This window comes from Candidatus Chlorohelix allophototropha, assembly GCF_030389965.1.
GTDB lineage: Bacteria > Chloroflexota > Chloroflexia > Chloroheliales > Chloroheliaceae > Chlorohelix > Chlorohelix allophototropha.
The window spans coordinates 2348494-2366168 of the sequence record NZ_CP128399.1 but is presented as its reverse complement, the minus strand read 5'-3'; the positions used below and the strand labels follow the sequence as shown (position 1 = coordinate 2366168).

General features: G+C 45.3%; 12 protein-coding genes. 1 reads left to right on the top strand and 11 read right to left on the bottom strand.

Going from position 1 to position 17675, the window contains the following annotated elements; all coding sequences use genetic code 11:
- Positions 1-12: 12 nt before the first annotated feature.
- The 6 genes from OZ401_RS10385 to OZ401_RS10360 all read right to left on the bottom strand — a co-directional run bounded on the left by OZ401_RS10385 (position 13) and on the right by OZ401_RS10360 (position 6350).
- Complete coding sequence (locus OZ401_RS10385) at positions 13-471, bottom strand: universal stress protein (RefSeq protein ID WP_341468163.1); 459 nt, start codon at positions 469-471, stop codon at positions 13-15.
- On the bottom strand, positions 468-1607 hold the full coding sequence (locus OZ401_RS10380; protein ID WP_341468162.1) for an acetoin utilization protein AcuC: 1140 nt from the start codon (positions 1605-1607) through the stop codon (positions 468-470). Before OZ401_RS10380 ends, OZ401_RS10385 begins: the two co-directional genes overlap by 4 nt.
- A 10-nt stretch (positions 1608-1617) precedes the next feature.
- Positions 1618-1962: a cyclic-di-AMP receptor gene (locus OZ401_RS10375; protein ID WP_341468161.1), complete on the bottom strand. Its 345-nt coding sequence runs from the start codon at positions 1960-1962 to the stop codon at positions 1618-1620.
- Positions 1963-2076: 114 nt separating this feature from the next.
- Positions 2077-3477: a (Fe-S)-binding protein gene (locus OZ401_RS10370; protein ID WP_341469874.1), complete on the bottom strand. Its 1401-nt coding sequence runs from the start codon at positions 3475-3477 to the stop codon at positions 2077-2079.
- Positions 3478-3542: 65 nt separating this feature from the next.
- Positions 3543-4889, bottom strand: coding sequence for an FAD-binding oxidoreductase (locus tag OZ401_RS10365; protein WP_341468160.1), 1347 nt, complete (start codon positions 4887-4889; stop codon positions 3543-3545).
- Between the two features lie 9 nt (positions 4890-4898).
- The gene (locus tag OZ401_RS10360) at positions 4899-6350 is read right to left on the bottom strand and encodes an FAD-binding oxidoreductase (protein WP_341468159.1); all 1452 of its coding nucleotides are present in this window, start codon (positions 6348-6350) and stop codon (positions 4899-4901) included.
- Positions 6351-6539: 189 nt separating this feature from the next.
- Here OZ401_RS10360 and OZ401_RS10355 point away from each other — a divergent pair, with 189 nt between their 5' ends.
- Positions 6540-7331 carry an enoyl-CoA hydratase/isomerase family protein gene (locus OZ401_RS10355; RefSeq protein ID WP_341468158.1) on the top strand — a complete coding sequence of 264 codons (792 nt, stop codon included), beginning with the start codon at positions 6540-6542 and terminating at the stop codon, positions 7329-7331.
- Positions 7332-7358: 27 nt separating this feature from the next.
- Here OZ401_RS10355 and OZ401_RS10350 read toward each other — a convergent pair whose 3' ends face one another.
- The 5 genes from OZ401_RS10350 to OZ401_RS10330 form a co-directional block, all read right to left on the bottom strand.
- The gene (locus OZ401_RS10350) at positions 7359-10793 is read right to left on the bottom strand and encodes a PAS domain S-box protein (RefSeq protein WP_341468157.1); all 3435 of its coding nucleotides are present in this window, start codon (positions 10791-10793) and stop codon (positions 7359-7361) included.
- Positions 10794-11202: 409 nt separating this feature from the next.
- A complete protein-coding gene (locus OZ401_RS10345) occupies positions 11203-12084 on the bottom strand; it encodes a metallophosphoesterase family protein (protein ID WP_341468156.1) in 882 nt (293 codons plus the stop codon).
- 131 nt (positions 12085-12215) lie between these two features.
- Positions 12216-14561: a M20/M25/M40 family metallo-hydrolase gene (locus OZ401_RS10340; RefSeq protein WP_341468154.1), complete on the bottom strand. Its 2346-nt coding sequence runs from the start codon at positions 14559-14561 to the stop codon at positions 12216-12218.
- A gap of 24 nt (positions 14562-14585) precedes the next feature.
- Complete coding sequence (locus OZ401_RS10335; RefSeq protein ID WP_341468153.1) at positions 14586-16883, bottom strand: hypothetical protein; 2298 nt, start codon at positions 16881-16883, stop codon at positions 14586-14588.
- Between the two features lie 174 nt (positions 16884-17057).
- A complete protein-coding gene (locus OZ401_RS10330; RefSeq protein WP_341468152.1) occupies positions 17058-17345 on the bottom strand; it encodes a hypothetical protein in 288 nt (95 codons plus the stop codon).
- Between the last annotated feature and the right edge of the window lie 330 nt (positions 17346-17675).

Sequence of the window (17675 nt, the reverse complement as noted above, 5' to 3'; positions counted from 1 at the left end):
GCTGAACCCCCGCTAAACGATATTGCTTCGATGCTGGAGATTTGAATCAGGGCGCACAATCATAACTGAGCAAGGAGCATGATTAATTACTTTAATAGCGACACTGCCGAGCATGCCTTCATCCCGTCGAATACTGCTATGTGCGCTGCGATGCCCCATAACAATCAGGTCGTAGCCCCCTTCCAAAGCTTCGTGCAAAATTTCATCAGCCGGGTCAATCCAGCGGAATCTTTTATGGGCACGTACCTTTTTGTCCGCTAGAATCGCAAGACCTTCATCTGCCACTTTTTCATAGTCTGCTTCGTTCATATGTGCGATAGGGGCATCTTTGCTAACTCCTCCAAAGAGCGGACCGCCTACAGTCAAAATGGTTACTTCAGCATTAAAGTGTGTAGCAATTTCAGCAGCGTGTTGTGCCGCAATTTGCGACCCAAGGCTGCCATCGTAGGCAAGCAAGATTCGCTTAATCATGCGAGTAAATACCCTTTCATGCGAAACCAATCCACCATTTCAGACACTCTGACAAGAGTGTTGTCTCCGGTGGAATCTTCTTGAAATGTTACCGGGGCTTCTTCCCCTGTAATTTCTTTATAATGTGTGCGCCAAATATCCGGTAGAAAATCCGGCAATTCAGCGTCAATCAAGGTCGCAATCATTTCAGTCCAACGTAGAGCACACGACTCTAGGTTGTAACCACCCCCGCCGAATAAAGCTAACCGCCCATTACAAATTTCTTCAGCTTGTTCGCGCAGGGAACGAATGATATGTTTATAACTGGCAGAGGAATAATTCAATTCAGTCAGAGGGTCGCCACCGTGTCCGTCCACTCCCATTTGAAGCAAGATAAATTCGGGCTTGAGGTCGTGCAGCAATTGCGGTACTAACGAATCCCAAGCTCGTATAAAACTCTGGTCACCGCTATAGGGTGGCATGGGCATGTTGAATTTAGTACCAGTAGCGATTCCGCGCCCTAATTCATGGATTGCACCTGTACCGGGGAATAGGTAGCGTCCATCTTCATGAAAATCAATGAAGATTACATTCGGGTCTTCATAGAAACCGTACATCACCCCATCACCGTGATGCGCATCTATGTCTATATAGGCTACTCTTTTTAGTTTGAACTCGCGCCGTAATAGCTGTATGCTGACTGCTAGGTCATTAAAGACACAAAAGCCAGAGGCACGTCCCGGAAAAGAGTGATGCAAACCGCCCACGATGGTAGCCCCGTAACGCGCTTGCCCCTTCATTACCGCTTCGCAAATACTCCAACTACTACCTACTACGGTTTTTGCAGCTTCAAACCCGCCTAGCATTGCGGGCGTATCGCCGCCATCCAGATACCCAAACCCACGCTTGCATGCACTCTCCACAAAATCAATATAATCCTGTGTATGGAACAAGCGCAATTCTTCGTTTGATGCTTCTCTGGTATTGAGATTTAATACATCTTCTCGTTCAGGAATGCCTAAGGCTTTGAGAAGTTCCCATGTAACTTTCCCGCGTTTTGAACCAAAAGGATGTTCCGGTCCAAAATCATAGTTGAGTAACTCCGGGCCGTACACTATGGCTAGTTTCTTTGATTGCCCTAAATTCTCATTTGTCATTATATAATACTCAGATTCTTTCGTAGCGTTCGAGATCTAGCACAAAAACAGTCGCTTTTGCAGTTTGTACTTCGGGAGGTTCTTCATTTGCGGCTTGCAGCGTAACACTTGTAAGAGTAGGGAAAGGATTTGGCACGACATTCTGATGATGAGGGTGCGCATGCCCGGCAACAATATTTAACACTTGGTTAACAGATTCTTCCGGTATTCCAACAATAATAGTGGTGTTTCCCTGACGTAGAAACCCGCCAGTGCTGGCTAATCTAGTGGCACGGTAATCTGATGATGTCAGCGCATCAATTAACTCGTCTGCATCATCATTTTGTACAATTGCTACTACAAGTTTCATTCCCATAATGGAAATCCCCTAAATATTGAACTTCCCAATCATTCTACCACTAAGTACAGGCACATTATAGGTTTAGGTAGTAATCAAGTCAACCACTAGGTATTTTATAGGCGGTTATTCTTAAATTTCAGCCGCTAGGTAGGCTTCGTCTAGTAATTCTATGATATGTGCTACCTCAATCGGTTTACCCGCCCCTTTTTCTAGCCCGGCACGTTTTACCCCCAATTTCATTTGTAGCTGGCAACCGGGGTTGGCAACGATAATACATTGGGGGCGTGCGTCCGCTACATTATTCATTTTCTCATCGAGGATTTGCATGCTCAATTCAGAATTGGTTACATTGTAAATCCCCGCGCTGCCACAGCATTTGTCGCTATCTTTCATCTCTACCAGTTCAATTCCCGGAATCGCCTTTAGCAGTGAGCGTGGCGGAGACTGGATTTTCTGTCCGTGCAATAAATGGCATGCGTCCTGATAAGTTACACGCCGATTAATACGCCCAAAATTGCGATTAAGCTCAATACTTGCCAGAAATTCGGTAATATCTTTTACCTTACTCGAAAATGCTGCGGCACGTTCTGCCATTGTCTTATCAGCTTTAAGCAATTCGCCGTATTCCTTCAGCATAGCGCCACACCCGGCAGCATTGATGATAATGGCATCGAATTTGCCGAATTTGCGCTCGCTTTCCTCGAACACCTCGATGTTGCGAATAGCCATTTCTTTGCCATATTCACGGTCTCCGTTGTGTACATGGAGTGCGCCACAGCAATTTAAGCTTTTGGGTACTACCACTTCACAGTAGTTGCGGGTCAAGACTCTGACGGTGGCTTCATTAATGCTGGCGAAAGCGATGCTCATAACGCAACCGCTGAACAGTGCCACCCGATATTTTTGCTCGGTAAGCGCGGGAACTTTCCCTTCTTCTGGCGGCTCAAACAATGGTTTGCTGATGGGCGGAAGCATTGTTTCTTCAAGCTCAGCGAGTTTACCAAGCCCTATTTTAGATAAAGCAGGTAATCGTAAGAAACCCACGGCGCGATTAATTTTTTGCAGAGATGAACGCTGGTAAAGGCGGGTGGCAAGCGCAAAATATCTTAGGTTCTTTGGTTTCGAGAATAGCTGTCGGAATACCAACCAGCGGATGATCTTTTCGCTACGGCTTTGCTTTTGAATCGTTTGTTGAGCAACTTCAGCAGAGGTTAGTTCTACCAGATGCCCGTATTTAACACCGCTAGGACAGGCGCTTTCGCAAGCGCGGCATTGTAGGCACTGGTTTAGATGTTTTTGCAGAGATTCGCTTTGCCCGGAAATACGCCCTTCCGCAAAAGCCCGCATCAGATAGAGCCTGCCGCGTGGCGACTCTGTTTCGTTGCCGGTGACTCGGTAGGTAGGGCATTGGTTCAGACATAGCCCACAATGGATACAGCGCGTCATATCATCGTAGCTGGGGGCTTCCCCTTGGGTGAAACCGGGCAAGCGTTTATCTTTCACAAGGTCAACCAGTTTTACGGTGTCCATCACTCAGTCCACTTTCTAGTAGCCGTCAAATTACCAATGGCGCGAAACAAAAACCGCGCTTAGGTTTAGATGCTATTAACGAACCTTCCGGGATTTAGAGTACGATTGGGATCGAGTTTTTTCTTGATTTCGCGCATAAGCCGCAATTCAGTACGGCTCAAGGCATTGCCCCATATATCTTTAAACTGCGCTTTGAGCGCTGGTGGCGCTTGCTCTATTATCGCTGAACCGCTATTTGATTCTGCTTTGGCAATAATCTCTTTAATAGCTTTCAAGGCTGATTCTTCCTCTTTTTCAGGATAGTTGCCCACCACATACATTATACCGTGTCCGGCATGCGCCATACACTCAACCTGAATATTATTCATCTTAGCAGATTGATGCGCTTGTCTGATAAGCATTGCCACTTGAGTAGGAACGACCCCTATCTTTATTACGAACGTATTGGGGGCGTTCACTGCTGCGCGATAGGCGAAGTCTGTGACAGGTGACCATAGCTTAGATTGGCTGTCCTCATCGTTTATACGCTCTACCTTCGCGCCGCTCAATTGCCAGACTAATTGCTGGATTTCGCGCATTTGTCTTTCCACTGCTTGTGTCGTATTTCTGACTTCAATCAGAAGGATAGTACGTGCGTCCAAGCCTAGAGCCTCTGCGCCTTTAGAATCTAACACTGTTTCAGCGGTAGGAAAAATGCCTTTATCAATAATGCGTAAAGCGGCTTCACAAGCCTCATGCTCCGCGCTAAAAGGAATTAGGGCAGTGGCACGCGCTTTCGGTAAGGGCAATAGTTTGAGATTCAATTCTAAGAGCATTGCCAGCGTACCCATAGAACCTATCATCAATTTCATCATATCAAACCCGGCAACGTTCTTGACCACGCGCCCGCCACCCTTGGCGAGTGTGCCATCTGCCAGCGCAAAACGCACCCCTATAAGCCAATCTCGCGCCGCGCCGTACTGGAGGCGGGTAGGTCCGCTGCTGTTGCTGGCAATTGCGCCCCCTACAGTGGCGTTGGCGGAAAGAGGCGAGGCGATTGGCAGAAATTGCCCGTGCTTTGCCAATTCACTTTGCACTTGCGCTAGGTTTGCGCCTGCTTGCACGCATAGAGTCAGGTCGGCAGGCTCATATTCAAGGATTTGATTAAGCTTGTGGGTTGAGATTACAAGGTCAAGCCCTTCTATAGAATTGCCGATTCTTTGCTTTGTGCCGCCGCCTCGAATTGAGACTTTCTTACCAGTTGAGTCGGCTTCCCTGAGAAGATTGCAGGCTTCTTCATTAGTGGTAGGGTAGGCAACCGCTTTCGGTATTTGCCCATCCACTGCCAATTCTTCCAGTTTTTCTTTGTGTGCTTCCGGCGAGTTTTTTATCTCTGTCGGGCGAGTTTTCTTTTTATTTCCGGTTGCTTTCATGAATCACCCTTAAATCCAAGCTTCTTCCATACCCGGTTTTGATTTCAGTATGCGCATTTTCAAGCTAACTTCGCCGCAACTCTGGCGAGTGGGAAAGACTTTCCAGGGATTGGCGGTATCATTCGGGTTGAAAACATCTTTGACCTTGCGCATTGTCTCAAGGTCAGCTTCGCTGAATATCCAAGTCATATACTCTTGCTTTTCAGTTCCGATGCCATGTTCCCCGGTAATGGTTCCGCCTACATCCACGCAAAGTTTCAGGATTTTCTCACCTGCTTCAATGACCCTTTCGATAACGCCCGGTTCTCGCGCATCGAAAAGCAGGCTCGGATGCAAGTTGCCGTCTCCGGCATGGAATATATTTGCCACTACTAGATTGTATTCGCGCCCAATCTCCATCACCTTGTGCATAACTTCAGGTAATTTGGTACGCGGCACAACTCCATCATGTAGGTAGAAATTAGGCGCAACCTGTCCAAGCGCACCGGCGGCGCTTTTGCGCCCCTTCCATAACTTCTGTCGTTCTTCCTCGCTGGTGGCGTATTTTACGTCAAACGCACCGGTGCGGCGACAAATATCTATTATGGTATCCTGTAAATCCCCTAATTCTTCTTTGAGTCCGTCTATCTCAATTAGTAGAACTGCCCCGGCATCGGGTGGGTATCCGGCGTTCATGGCGCGTTCTATCATCTCAATCATCACCTTATCCAGCATTTCCAACGCGGCAGGCACTATGCCTGCGCCGATGACCTGCGCCACTGCTTCACAGGCTTCATCAATTGTATGGAAAAGGGCGAGGAAGGTTTGTACCGCTTCCGGTATCTTCATAATTTTGACGGTCGCCTCGGTTACAATGCCGAGCGTACCTTCGCTACCCACAATGAAGCCGGTCAGGTCGTAGCCGGGACGGTCAGGGGCAGCCCCACCCGTTTTTACTACCTCGCCACCGGGCAGAACAAGCTCAAGCCCTAATATATGATTGGTGGTAGAGCCATGCGCGAGGCAATGCGGACCGCCGGCGTTAAGCGCGATATTGCCGCCGATAGTGCTGGCGCGTTGGCTGGCAGGGTCTGGCGCAAAAAAATAGCCGGTGCTGGCAATTTCGTTGCTCAGGTCAAAATTGACCATGCCGGGTTCAACTACCGTATAGCGATTTTTAGGCTCGTGTTTTACCAGTTTCTTCATACGTGCCAGCGAAACCACTATCCCGCCTCGCACCGCAATACTGCCGCCGCTCAAGCCGGTTCCCGCTCCGCGTGGCACTACCGGAATTTTATTTTTTTCGCATAAATCCATTAGTTGGGAAATCTGGTCGGTATTGCGTGGCAAAACCACCGCTTCCGGGCGATTGCTATCAATAGAGAAGTCATATTCATACACCATAAGATCTTCTACATGGTGCAAGACACTATCTTCGCCGAAAATCTTGATAAGCTCTTTAACCAGTTGTGCTTTATCCATTGGGTTAAGAGACTCCTTCGTCAGTTTCTATTGCAGAATGAAGGTGAAGTTGTCGCCATTTTACCACAGTACCGCTTATTTTAGAAGTAAATAAAATCTCCTCTTAAATTGGGGCTTGACTTTTCCCTTTATCGGTGTAAGTATCCGTTAATGTGCAGAGCAGAGCTTAGAATAAAGGAGAATTAGCAAATGAGTTCAGACCATGTGCTTTACAGTAAGCAGGATTATATTGCGACTATTACCCTGAATCGCCCAGATCGTCTCAATGCTTTAAGCATCTCAATGTTGGATATGTTGAGTCGTTATCTGGTAGAAGCGGCGCGGGACAATGAAGTTCGGGTTGTAGTTCTAACTGGGGCAGGGCGAGGTTTTTGCGCTGGATACGACCTAAAAGACGAGGCGGACGGCAAAGGTTTGCGCTCACTGATTAAAGATAGCCCGGTTAGTATTCCCAATGATTCTCCTCCATTGGCTTTACATAATCTTGATAAACCGGTTATATGTGCCATTAACGGCGCGGCAGCAGGGTATGGGATGGATTTAACTTTAGGCTGTGACATTCGCCTAATGTCCACTACTGCAAAACTCGCGCCTGCTTTTTCCCAACTGGGTGTACTGCCGGAGAGCGGCGGCACATGGTTGTTGCCCCGTATAGTTGGTTGGGCTAAAGCCAGCGAAATATTTTTACGTGGCGCTCCTCTTTCGGCAGATGAAGCCCTTGCTATTGGTCTGGTCAACCGGGTGATTGAACCGGATAATTTGTTGGAAGAGAGCTATAGTCTTGCTGCTGAGATTGCTTCTAACGCGCCCTTGTCTATACAGGCTACCAAACGCGCTATGCGTTTAGGGCTTGATCAAACCTTTGAGAGTAATGTCCAATATGTTTATGCCGTATTGGTACAGCTTTTCCAGAGCAAGGATTTTGAGGAGGGCGCCCGCGCCTTTATGGAAAAGCGCAAACCACGTTTTGAGGGAAGATAGCGAATATCCTTGCTTCTAACAGGCTTTTCAGGGTTTTAAAATCTCGTGTAATGCTCGTTCCAAAAGTGATGGTGTAAAGGGTTTGCAGATTGCACCATCGAAACCGTATTCTCGGTAATACGTCATTATTGGGTCATTAATATAATCCGTAACTCCAAGAGATTTTATATTTGGGTCGAGCTTATGCACGATTTCGATTAAATTTTTAGCTCTGTTGCTTCCTGAACCACCTAATTCGAGTATGACCGCATTAAAGGGTTGCTCAGTTTGGATAGCTTGAATTGCGGCTTCACTTGTTTCAACTGTTTCTATTTCATAACCTATCTTAATGAGCAACTTACTCACTATAGTTCTGGTACTTTCTTCCTCATCTACAAACAGAATTCGCCGCAAGCGAATAGGTGATGTGCTTAAAGTGCTGAGCTTTCCGGTACCGGGTCTAATGAAAGCCGGAAGATATAGGGAAACGATTGTACCTTTGCCTTCTTCACTTTCTATCGCAATTTGCCCATCATGTTTTCTCATGATCGAGTAACATATGGATAAACCCAATCCACTACCCGCAATTTTGGTAGTAAAATAAGGGTCAAAAATCATCGACATGTTATCAGCAGGAATACCCACACCCTGATCACGAATTGTAAGAAGCACATATTTGCCACTGCTTAGCGTGGGAATCTGTTCTGCTTCGAGGATTATGTTTGTGGTACGGACATTCAGCACTCCCCCATTTGGCATGGCATCGAGCGCATTTTGCACCAAGTTTTGAATTACTTGGCTAAATTGTCCCTGATCAACCATAGTATTCCAGGTATCATCACTTAAATCAAACTCGGCGTGAGATTTAGTGCTTTGTAGCATAAACTGAACTGTGCCTTTAACCACATCCTGGATTCTGATTGATTGTTTGTGAGGTGAACCCCCTTTGGCAAAGGTAACCAAACGTTGTGCCATATCTTTGGCGCGGAATGAAGCCTTTTCAGCCTCTTGCAAATATTCAAAATTCGAGCTGGTTTCGTCAGTTTCCATCATTGCCAGAGAAATATTGCCGAGAATTGCTGTAAGAATATTGTTAAAATTATGAGCAATGCCCCCTGCCAGCACTCCCAGCGATTCGAGGTTACGGGCTTTTAGCCTTTCTTCGGTCAATTTCTTTTTATCGGTAATATCGAGAAAAGCCAGCACCGTTCCTAGAAAATCCCCCTTTTTGTTGAGCAACGGAGCGCCCTGATAGGAAATATAACGTGTATTTCCATTTCGGGCTACTAATATATAGTGTTCGTTTTCTTGTTGAACACTTTCTCCATTCAGCAATTGTTGTAATAATTGGCTTTCTAAATGTTCTCCCGTTCTGCTGTTTACCATTTGGATAACCTTATCCAACGGTTGCCCAACCGCTTCCTCCTGTAACCAATCGGTCATATTCTCGGCAGCCTGATTAAATATCTCAATTTTACCTTCTCTGTTGGCTACCACAACCCCATCCCGAATCGAGCGCAGAGTAATATCAAGGCGTTCTTTCTCATTTTGCAGCGCTTCCTCTGCCTTTACTCGCTCAGTAATATCAACAGCAATTTCTCCAATAACTTTCTCACCGTTTGAATCGGGAATAGGGAAAAGATGTACTAAGGCTGTACCAATGCAACCATCAGGCTTGACGAAAGTTTCAAATATTTCTTTTGGGACTCCAGTTTCCAGCACTTGTCTTATAGGCTTTATATATTGGTCGGCATATTCAGGTGGGAAGATTTCAAACGCGCTATGACCAATTAGTTTTTCTAGTTCAATTCCGGTCATTAGCTTGTACGCATTGTTCACATATTGAATATCGCCGTTATAATCTACGATCATTGCAGAAGTAGAGCTGTTTTCCATAAATGCCTGGAACCGAATTTCACTACGATGCAAGGCTTCTTCCAGCTTTTTGCGCTCGGTAATATCCAGCGCCATTCCCAGAAAATAAGCTTGTTCCTTTATTTTAATTTCACTGAACGATACCAACACATCACGTAATTCGCCGTTTTTAGTTCTGAATTTTGTTTCAAAATTATTAACTGTGCCGAATTTTTCCAGTTCACTATACACCGTGTTCCGTTCAGTACTATCCCAAATACCAAGTTCGGTGCTGGTATGCCCTATTGTCTCTTCACGGGTATACCCGGTGGCTTTTAACCACTTATCGTTTGCCTCTGAAATTCTGCCATCTGTGCCATTAGCGATTGTAATTAAGACCGGAGCATTGTGGAATATTTCGAAAAATCTTTCTTTAGATTGTTGCAAAGTCTCTTGAGCTTTTTTCAATTCCGTAACATCATAGAATGATGTGATAAGATATTCCTTGCCATTAATAACTTCTTTGCTCGTAGAGGCTATGACAATAAGCTTCTGCCCGTTTTTGTTGGTAATAATAGTTTCAAAATTTTTGTGTACCCCAAAAGATGCGACTTGCTTTAGCCATTCTTCTCTTTCAGCTAACTTGATTCCTAATACTTGGAACACACTACGTCCAATTACTTCATCTCGTCTATATTCGGTTATTTCCAGAAAACTATCATTTACATCAATATATAATCCCTCATGCAGCGTGCTGATGGAAAGCGCCATTGGAGCAGATTTGAAAGCCTTGTAAAATTGCTCTTCCCTTTCGTGTAAGGTCTGCTCGTCTCGCTTACGTTGGCTTATATCCCGAAATATCAGGCTGGCACGCGCTTCACCATTCGCAATATAAAAAATATTCGAGGTCACTTCTGCCAGAAATTTATCGCCACTTTTTCGTGTGAGTATCAATTCACTAAAGGCATAGCCATCTTTGTTACGCTTACCCAGAAACTCCTTGAAACGAGGGTCGGCAATATCTACAATATCGATTCTGCTTAATTGCAATAGCTCTTCTCTGGTATAGCCAAGAATCTTACAGGTTGCCGGGTTAACTTCCAGAATCTTTCCTTGGGTGGTTCCGAATATTAGACCATCAGGGCTATTCTCAAAAACTGTTTGGAGCATCAAAATATCTTCGCCGACATCGCGATCGAACCGCCGCAAACCCTCATTTTCTTTGGCAGGAATGGGTTCTGAAATGGTTTTGTCAGAAGTTTTTTTCAGTATAACCAGTAACCCTTCTTCCATAGGGTACATTTGAATATTTAGCCAGCTTAACAAAGGCGGATAATAGAATTGAAACTCGGAAGCCAGTTTTTTTTCTAATGCCAGTTGGAAATTGTATTTAAATTGATTATCATTTAGCACGGGAAATTCGACCCAGATATTTTTCCCCAGTAACTTTTCCTGCTTACGTTGGAGTAATTGGGCAGCAGCGACGTTCAGGTGTGTAAAATCACCATGCGAGCTAAGGACAAAGATGCTTCCGTGTATATTATTTAGAAAAGTTGCTATCGGGTTGATAGACTCACTGTGGGTCAGTGCTGGATCTTCATTGTCAATGTGCAGGTTCACTTGATCCATTTAATTTCTCTGAGTAAATTTCCCACCGCTTGCGGTGTAATCTTGCGAAGTTTGGCATCAATCTGATCAATTCTGGAGGAATACCTCGATGCTGTCTTACTTTAGCCTCACAGGATTCGTGAGAAACACTATTGCGGTTAAGTGAGGATTGGTCAACTAAATAAAAGTAGTAAGACGCAAGAAATCCCTTATAGGGTAATTTGAATCCTTCACCAGAACTATATCCTATTATAAATTGTACTTTAAGCTGTCATATATGTAAATACTTAAGCTGTGCTGGGTATGCATCAGTTTTTCGTGTTAAGAAAGTGGTCGCTAGGGAAGTAAGGGAAATGAAAAGTAAAAACGCCCCAAAACTGATATGTTCTCCGCAGCCAAAGTATTAGCGAACTTTAAACCTTGTTCTTTATTATGACACATCAAAAACAAACTCGCGGTCTGTGGAATTGCCATAGAATAGGGTGAAATCGTGGATAGTGAAATCGTCATCGAAGTTATAGCGAATCAAATCGAAATCGGCACGCAAAGCTGAATCACCGAAATCTATATCAACCGTTTCTACCTTTATAAAATCACGCTTCACCGTTATTACCCGATAGCCTTCTGTTTCTAAGGGAGCACCCGCCTGCACATGATACCAGCCGTTTGCATCTGGTCCAAAAATGCTATTACTATGGTTGTGCCCGCAGAAGTAGAAGGCGGGTTTACGTTGCACCTGTGCCAAAACTTGCTGGACTTCCGAACTATTCAAAATACTCAACATAGGCTTCTCGCTACGATGTGTGGTATTGGTGATGGGGTGGTGTGCCATAACCGCCAGATAGCGGGGTGAGAGCGCAGCATTGAATTGTGCGATTTCATTTTTTAGCCATGTCAATTGCCGGAGGTGTATAATCCCACCGTAATCGGTGTGACTTTCTTTAACACGGGCGGTATCTAACAACACAAAGCGCACATCACCCAACGTGAAAGCCGTGTACAACCCATCCTCACCGACCGAACGCATGCCACCCAAAAAATAGGGGGCTAACTCAGCCTTTTCTAGGCTATCAGCATCGTGGTTTCCCACTAACCTTACTAATTTCAACCCCGCATATGTCTCAATTTTGTCCTGATTCTGCAACTCGGCATAGCTGCCATGTTGGGTAACATCCCCGATCGCGAAAACTATATCAGCCTGATGTGCCGCTACCTGACCAAAAAAGGCATTAAAAAAGCGGTCACGGGCGGCTGCTACTTCTGGTTTACTATATGTGGCATAGTGCAAATCACCCAAAATAATAAAGCGCATATTGCATCCTTTTGCAAAGTATCTAAAATGAATGGACAGATTTCACGCTACCGGGTATTTTCGCCGCTGGAAGGTTTTTGGTATCACTTTCGCAGTTATTTTCTTTCAAGGCTTGATAATCCACCTAAACCCTAGCTCCCGACTGGTGCATTCCAACCTATCTCAAAAGTTTTCTTTACCAGCGTAGAATCCGGTATAAAGCCCATATACGGCACAGGCATTATATGGTTAGAGCGCGGTTTAAACACAAACCCCGGTATTGAGGGTAGTTCATAGGATTGGTCAATAATCTGTAAAGTCAAGGGCAAATTCTTTTTCACCTTCAACACCAATTCAATTCCGGCTTCAGGCGGGTTGGCAAAGCGCAAACCCCAACGTGAAATCGGTTTTACTTGTATTGTCTCAACTAGCTGAATCCCGTTTACGCTAGATTCCAGTATTGATGGATTGGTAATGTATAGGTTCATAACAGGGGCATTCCGTTGAGAACGAATACAGAGCCGAATAGCCACTAAATCATCTTCAATGGTTTTTCCCAACACCTCACAAAGAGGGGCTTGCAAAGCTACTGCCGGAGCTTGGCTCAGTAGTACCTTACGTCCGATTTGGGAGGGGGCAGAAAAATAATCCGGAAAGGTATCAAGGTTATAACCTTGTCCAAAAAACTGGTCAGTCCATTCATCCGGTTGAGCATCGGTGCTACCCCAAACCGCCTGCCCCGTATCAGCGTTCATTACATAAAAGATATTATCGGGTTTGCGCCGTTGTTGGTTGAAAGAAGCGCTCATACTACCGATCACCAGAAAAACCGCACAGCCAACAAATAGAATACCAGAAACAATCCAGCCATTGGAATCAGCTAAAAGAATTGAAAATGGCGCAAGCAACCCGGTAATAAATACTACCGGAATCACCGTCACAAACATCAGCCGGATACCCAACGCCTCAAACATTAATGCTATTGTTGCGGGTAGAATTAGTAGGGTGGGAATGACACTTATACCATAAAGCGCAAGGTAAAACTGCGGGTCAAAGGCAAAATTGCGCAGGGCAAAAATAAGACCAAACCCAGCCAGATTGCTTAATATGGGCAAAGCAAATACATATCCCGCGCTAGGTACGACAAGATTCATAACTATAGAAGCGATAACCCAACCTGATAATACACCAAAACAAAGATTTGTAGCCCCGATACTGCTAGAAAACCATCCATTTGCCAAATTGGTCAGCGCAACCGCCAGCAGCACAAAAGCTAAATAATAATGGTGGCTATTATAGGTATCGCCAAAACGTAATATCCGATACTGTGGATGCAGTAGCTTAAGCGTTTCCCAGCCAAGCCATGTAACAACCGATACCGCCAATACAGTTAGCAAAAATAGAATTAATCCCCACAACAGACCCGGAAAAGATAATAATTTAAGGTTAAATCCAGCGTAAACAGTGGCAGCTAATCCCGCGCCCCCTAATAGCGCGATAGGTGTATTCCACGAGGAAGGATAATGAATCAATAAAGAGCGGAAAAGGTTGAAATAAGTTGCGTTGGTGCGTTTGGAATTTTCCAGTTTTATATTACCAAAATGCTTGAGTAAGCTTAGCGCATAACTGCCCGCATGCTGCAAAAGACGCTCGTCACAATTTTCTAGGTTATCAAGCATGGTATGGTACTGGCATAGGTTGCCGATACAAGCGAAGCTCAAACCCATCCACCCGGCTTTTTTGAAAACATCAAAGTCGGTATGTGTAGGTAAACGCTCTGATATTTCATATGAGAAGGAGGAAGCCACCGGAAATGGCACAGCTTTGGCAAATTCCCGAATGAGCGTGCCGTTGTCATTGCTGGTTTCATACATCAAAAGTGGTCCGCGTGTGCCTCTGGCATCAAAATTTAATACCAGCCCGATCTGTTTAGCCCAAGGATGGCTATCCACAAAAGCTTGCGCTCCCAAAAGCCCGGCTTCTTCACCATCGGTAAACAGAAATACAATATCATTATGTAACGCTGGTTGTTTTTGTAAAGCTCTTGCCGTTTCCAATAGCGTTGCCACTGCCACACCATTATCGGTTGTGCCGGGACTATGGGGAACCGTATCATAGTGCGCCGAAATCAATATCTTTGTTAAGGGATTTTCGCCCGGTAAACGCCCCATTATATTACGGACTCTGCCACAACCACGCGAATCATTAACTGCAGTAGTTTCCTGAACCTGACAATCCAAACCGAGTTTTTGTAATTCCAGCAGTAAATAATCTCCAACCCGGCAATGTTCTGGGCTTCCGCTAGGGTGAGGCTCGCGTCCAATAGCTTGCAGATGTTGCATGGCACGTTCTGAGGAAAATAGATCGAGGGGTGCAGTGGCAGGAACAGGCTTCGGCATTTTTAGCAAGTACAAACCCAACGAAAGTGATACACCTAATGCCAGCAAAAACAGAAAGAAAAAAATAGGATTTAAATCGGTAAGAGTAAATAATTCCATAACGCAACTTTATTTAGGTTGAATTTAGATGCCGCCAGATTCGGGTTCTTCGACCCCATATACCCTTACAGTTCGGGACAACCAGAACCAATTGCCGTTAAGCAGCAGTAAGGCACGTACCCGGTATTGGTGCGAAATCGGAGGATTTCCATCGAGCGTTAGCGTTACCTGTGTTTTGAAACTATTACCCCTTGCTACCAGCGCAGTAAATATTTCCGGATTGGCTGTTACCCCATGACCGCTACGATCCATCAAAATTGCGCCAGCGCCAAGACAATCAACCTCACCGAGGGAATTATCAATTTCAAGCTCAATTATGGCGCTACCGGGTCTGATAACCTGTGGTACTGGCATATTAAGCTGAGGATAGCCCTGCACTAATGGAAGGTCTTGCACTATATCGCAACGCTTGCATTCAATTTCCTGTCGCACTTGACCACTAACCGGACCCGATTGGTAAGTGCGTACAATCGTTGGAGCTAAGCCACAATGCGGACAAGGTGTAGCTACTTGTTCCGGCATATAGTTATAAGCCTCCCAAAGGCTAAAGGGCCACAGGCTTTTCGGAGCAGATTTGAGCATAACCTGTACCGCGCTGGCATGCGCGCTTATCCATTCTAATTGAGCTTGCCTAAGCATGCTCTGCAAATGCTCAGGAGAAGAAGCCAATGCACCACCTTTAATTTTATCCAGCAAGCGGGCGGTCTCGATTATTGTTTCGGCGGCTTGTAGTAAGGGTAGTTTTGCTTCTTCAAGCGGAGACTTCCAACTTGTAAAAGTCAAGGGCAGTTGGGTGGCGGCTTCCAACAAACCTTTAGGAAGGGAAGGGCATGGTATGCGCTCAAGGATAAGCATAGTGTTTGCACCGAGAGGCGCATTGAATGTGACCCATGCTTCCGCCTCTTCTCCAAATTGGTAGAAACGGCAGCTATTGACTTCAACCTCTTTTTGGGGCGACCACGCAAAAGTTAGCAAATTATCACCGGGGTGCGGCGGAAACTGTATTCGCACAAAAGGCTCTTGCAACGGTGGTAAGCCCGCAACCCAGCTAAAACCGCCGGGATGTCGGGACGGTAATGGCTGTAAATTGGAAAACTCATACGCCCAACCCGACCAACGCGCTGCGCCTGCCGGAATATCAGGGTCTCCCATCAAGAAGTAAGGCGGTATAGCGTTTTCGGAGCGACGAATATGATTAAACCTAACCGTCGCATTACCCAGCGTATCGGCAGTTTGTAAAGCCCATAGACTATCCAGATAATCTATGGCGGAGTTAATAGTTACCGCATCTTCCGTGATAACAGCCGAAGGCGCGCCAGCTATCGCGTAAAAAGCCAGAGAAGGAATGCCTGTTTCCCAAGCATACGCAGCCCAATTGCCTGTGCCACAACTATCCATCACCATAACCGGAGTATTGAATTGGCGCGGGTCAAGCTGCGGGAAAGAAGGATCAGCACATTGCATGCCTATAACGCAGGATTTTACGGAACTGAAGGGGTTTTCTGCCAAGTGTCTAGCGCCGCATAGCAAGCCATCCAAGGCGCAATAGTTGCGCCCGTGACCTTTGAATAATATTGCCTCAAAAGGCTGTTTAAGGTTCTGCCAAGTCTTGCCTTCTTGATAGCTCTGGTAATCAAACAATTGCAAAGGAGTCTGACCGGATTCCTCCTCAAAACGGGGAATTGGCGTATTTAAATTTTCCTGATAATAGGTGGTAATTACCCTAGTTGTACTAGCTTGATATGCCTTAATGATTGAGGGTTGCAACACCGCTTTAGCCACCTGCATAGCAATAACCTCGGGCTGAGTACCTGTGATTATTCCGTAAGATAGAGACGATGTAAAAGGTAGCAAGTCAGGCTGGCGCATGAAATTTAGCACCTCTACCAATTGACCCGGCTCAAGTTTAGCATCACGCCATGAAGGAAAAATGAGCGTTAAGCTGGTCAGGTTTTTATCAAGCACCAGCCTGCGAAGTGTAGCAGTCCAATCAGTCCCATTTCTACAATTAACCAGCGTTTTGCCCGTAGCGAGGCAAAGGTAGCGTGCTGCCAGCATACAAGAGGGTTCTTCCCCTAACACTGCACACACCCGGTTTTCATTGCTACCGAATAGAGCTTCTTCATAATAGTTAGGTGCAGTCCATTCAGAAAAATGAAGTGTTGGCTGGTTTTGCGGGAAGCCTTTCAGGCGTTTAGCATCATTCGCTAGCACTGGTACAAACTGTAGGGCAGCCGCTTTGTTCGCAAGGCTGGAAATTACCAGTTCATACGCCGCTATATCAGGACATAATATTAGCAGGGGGTTGGTTATTTGCGACATTAGCATGTAATTTGAGGAGGGAAGGTCTAAAAGTAAATAAGCCTGTGTGGGTTATACAGCCTAAACTTGCGATAACTCTTTGCAGGCGCTAAAAGTAATGAAATTCCACCCTATATGAAGGGTGGAAATCCTCAAAAAAGTTCTTAACTAGGAAAAATACCCGCGTAAACTGGCTTACCAGCACATGTGCAGTTTGGTATTAGCAATTTGCTGAAGTATGCCTGAGTTCAAGCCGGGAAATTTGGAGCCTAACGACAAAACAGCCCCCTGATATTGTGAGAAACTGGTGCCACCTGCTACACTATCCAGTTCATCCAAGCTCATTTCAGCAGAACCTGCTGATACTTTTCCAGTACTAGGATCGTAAAGGTCTGCTACATGCTCCAAAATTTTTCTGTCGAGTTGTGGGTTGGCATCAGCCAGAGATAAAATTGCTTTCTTATAATCGTTTTGATTAGCCATATCTAAAAACCTCCAATATGGGCGAGTATTAGATTACCCAAGTATAAGTTTCCGGTTTCGGTAAGAAACAGTCCAGTATGAGTGATACGCGCGGGAAAGGTTAAACGTTGTGATATTTCTAACAGGTACAGAACCCTTAGACATGGGCAAACCTGTTCTTAAAATTATACTTGGCTCTATATTGACTGTCAACATTGTGCCTTTTTATTCATATAGGGCTGATCGTATTATGTTGTACTGTTTCATCAAAACCTCGTACAATAGTGACCATTTGTGGAGTAACCAATACGTTAAACACACCGATGTACTTGACTCTCCAGAGTAACGTTG

Excerpts from the sequence above, each read along its gene's own strand:
- OZ401_RS10385 (WP_341468163.1), bottom strand. The coding sequence starts at position 471 with ATGATTAAGCGAATCTTGCTTGCCTACGATGGCAGCCTTGGGTCGCAA.
- OZ401_RS10380 (WP_341468162.1), bottom strand. The coding sequence starts at position 1,607 with ATGACAAATGAGAATTTAGGGCAATCAAAGAAACTAGCCATAGTGTAC.
- OZ401_RS10375 (WP_341468161.1), bottom strand. The coding sequence starts at position 1,962 with ATGGGAATGAAACTTGTAGTAGCAATTGTACAAAATGATGATGCAGAC.
- OZ401_RS10370 (WP_341469874.1), bottom strand. The coding sequence starts at position 3,477 with ATGGACACCGTAAAACTGGTTGACCTTGTGAAAGATAAACGCTTGCCC.
- OZ401_RS10365 (WP_341468160.1), bottom strand. The coding sequence starts at position 4,889 with ATGAAAGCAACCGGAAATAAAAAGAAAACTCGCCCGACAGAGATAAAA.
- OZ401_RS10360 (WP_341468159.1), bottom strand. The coding sequence starts at position 6,350 with ATGGATAAAGCACAACTGGTTAAAGAGCTTATCAAGATTTTCGGCGAA.
- OZ401_RS10355 (WP_341468158.1), top strand. The coding sequence starts at position 6,540 with ATGAGTTCAGACCATGTGCTTTACAGTAAGCAGGATTATATTGCGACT.
- OZ401_RS10350 (WP_341468157.1), bottom strand. The coding sequence starts at position 10,793 with ATGGATCAAGTGAACCTGCACATTGACAATGAAGATCCAGCACTGACC.
- OZ401_RS10345 (WP_341468156.1), bottom strand. The coding sequence starts at position 12,084 with ATGCGCTTTATTATTTTGGGTGATTTGCACTATGCCACATATAGTAAA.
- OZ401_RS10340 (WP_341468154.1), bottom strand. The coding sequence starts at position 14,561 with ATGGAATTATTTACTCTTACCGATTTAAATCCTATTTTTTTCTTTCTG.
- OZ401_RS10335 (WP_341468153.1), bottom strand. The coding sequence starts at position 16,883 with ATGTCGCAAATAACCAACCCCCTGCTAATATTATGTCCTGATATAGCG.
- OZ401_RS10330 (WP_341468152.1), bottom strand. The coding sequence starts at position 17,345 with ATGGCTAATCAAAACGATTATAAGAAAGCAATTTTATCTCTGGCTGAT.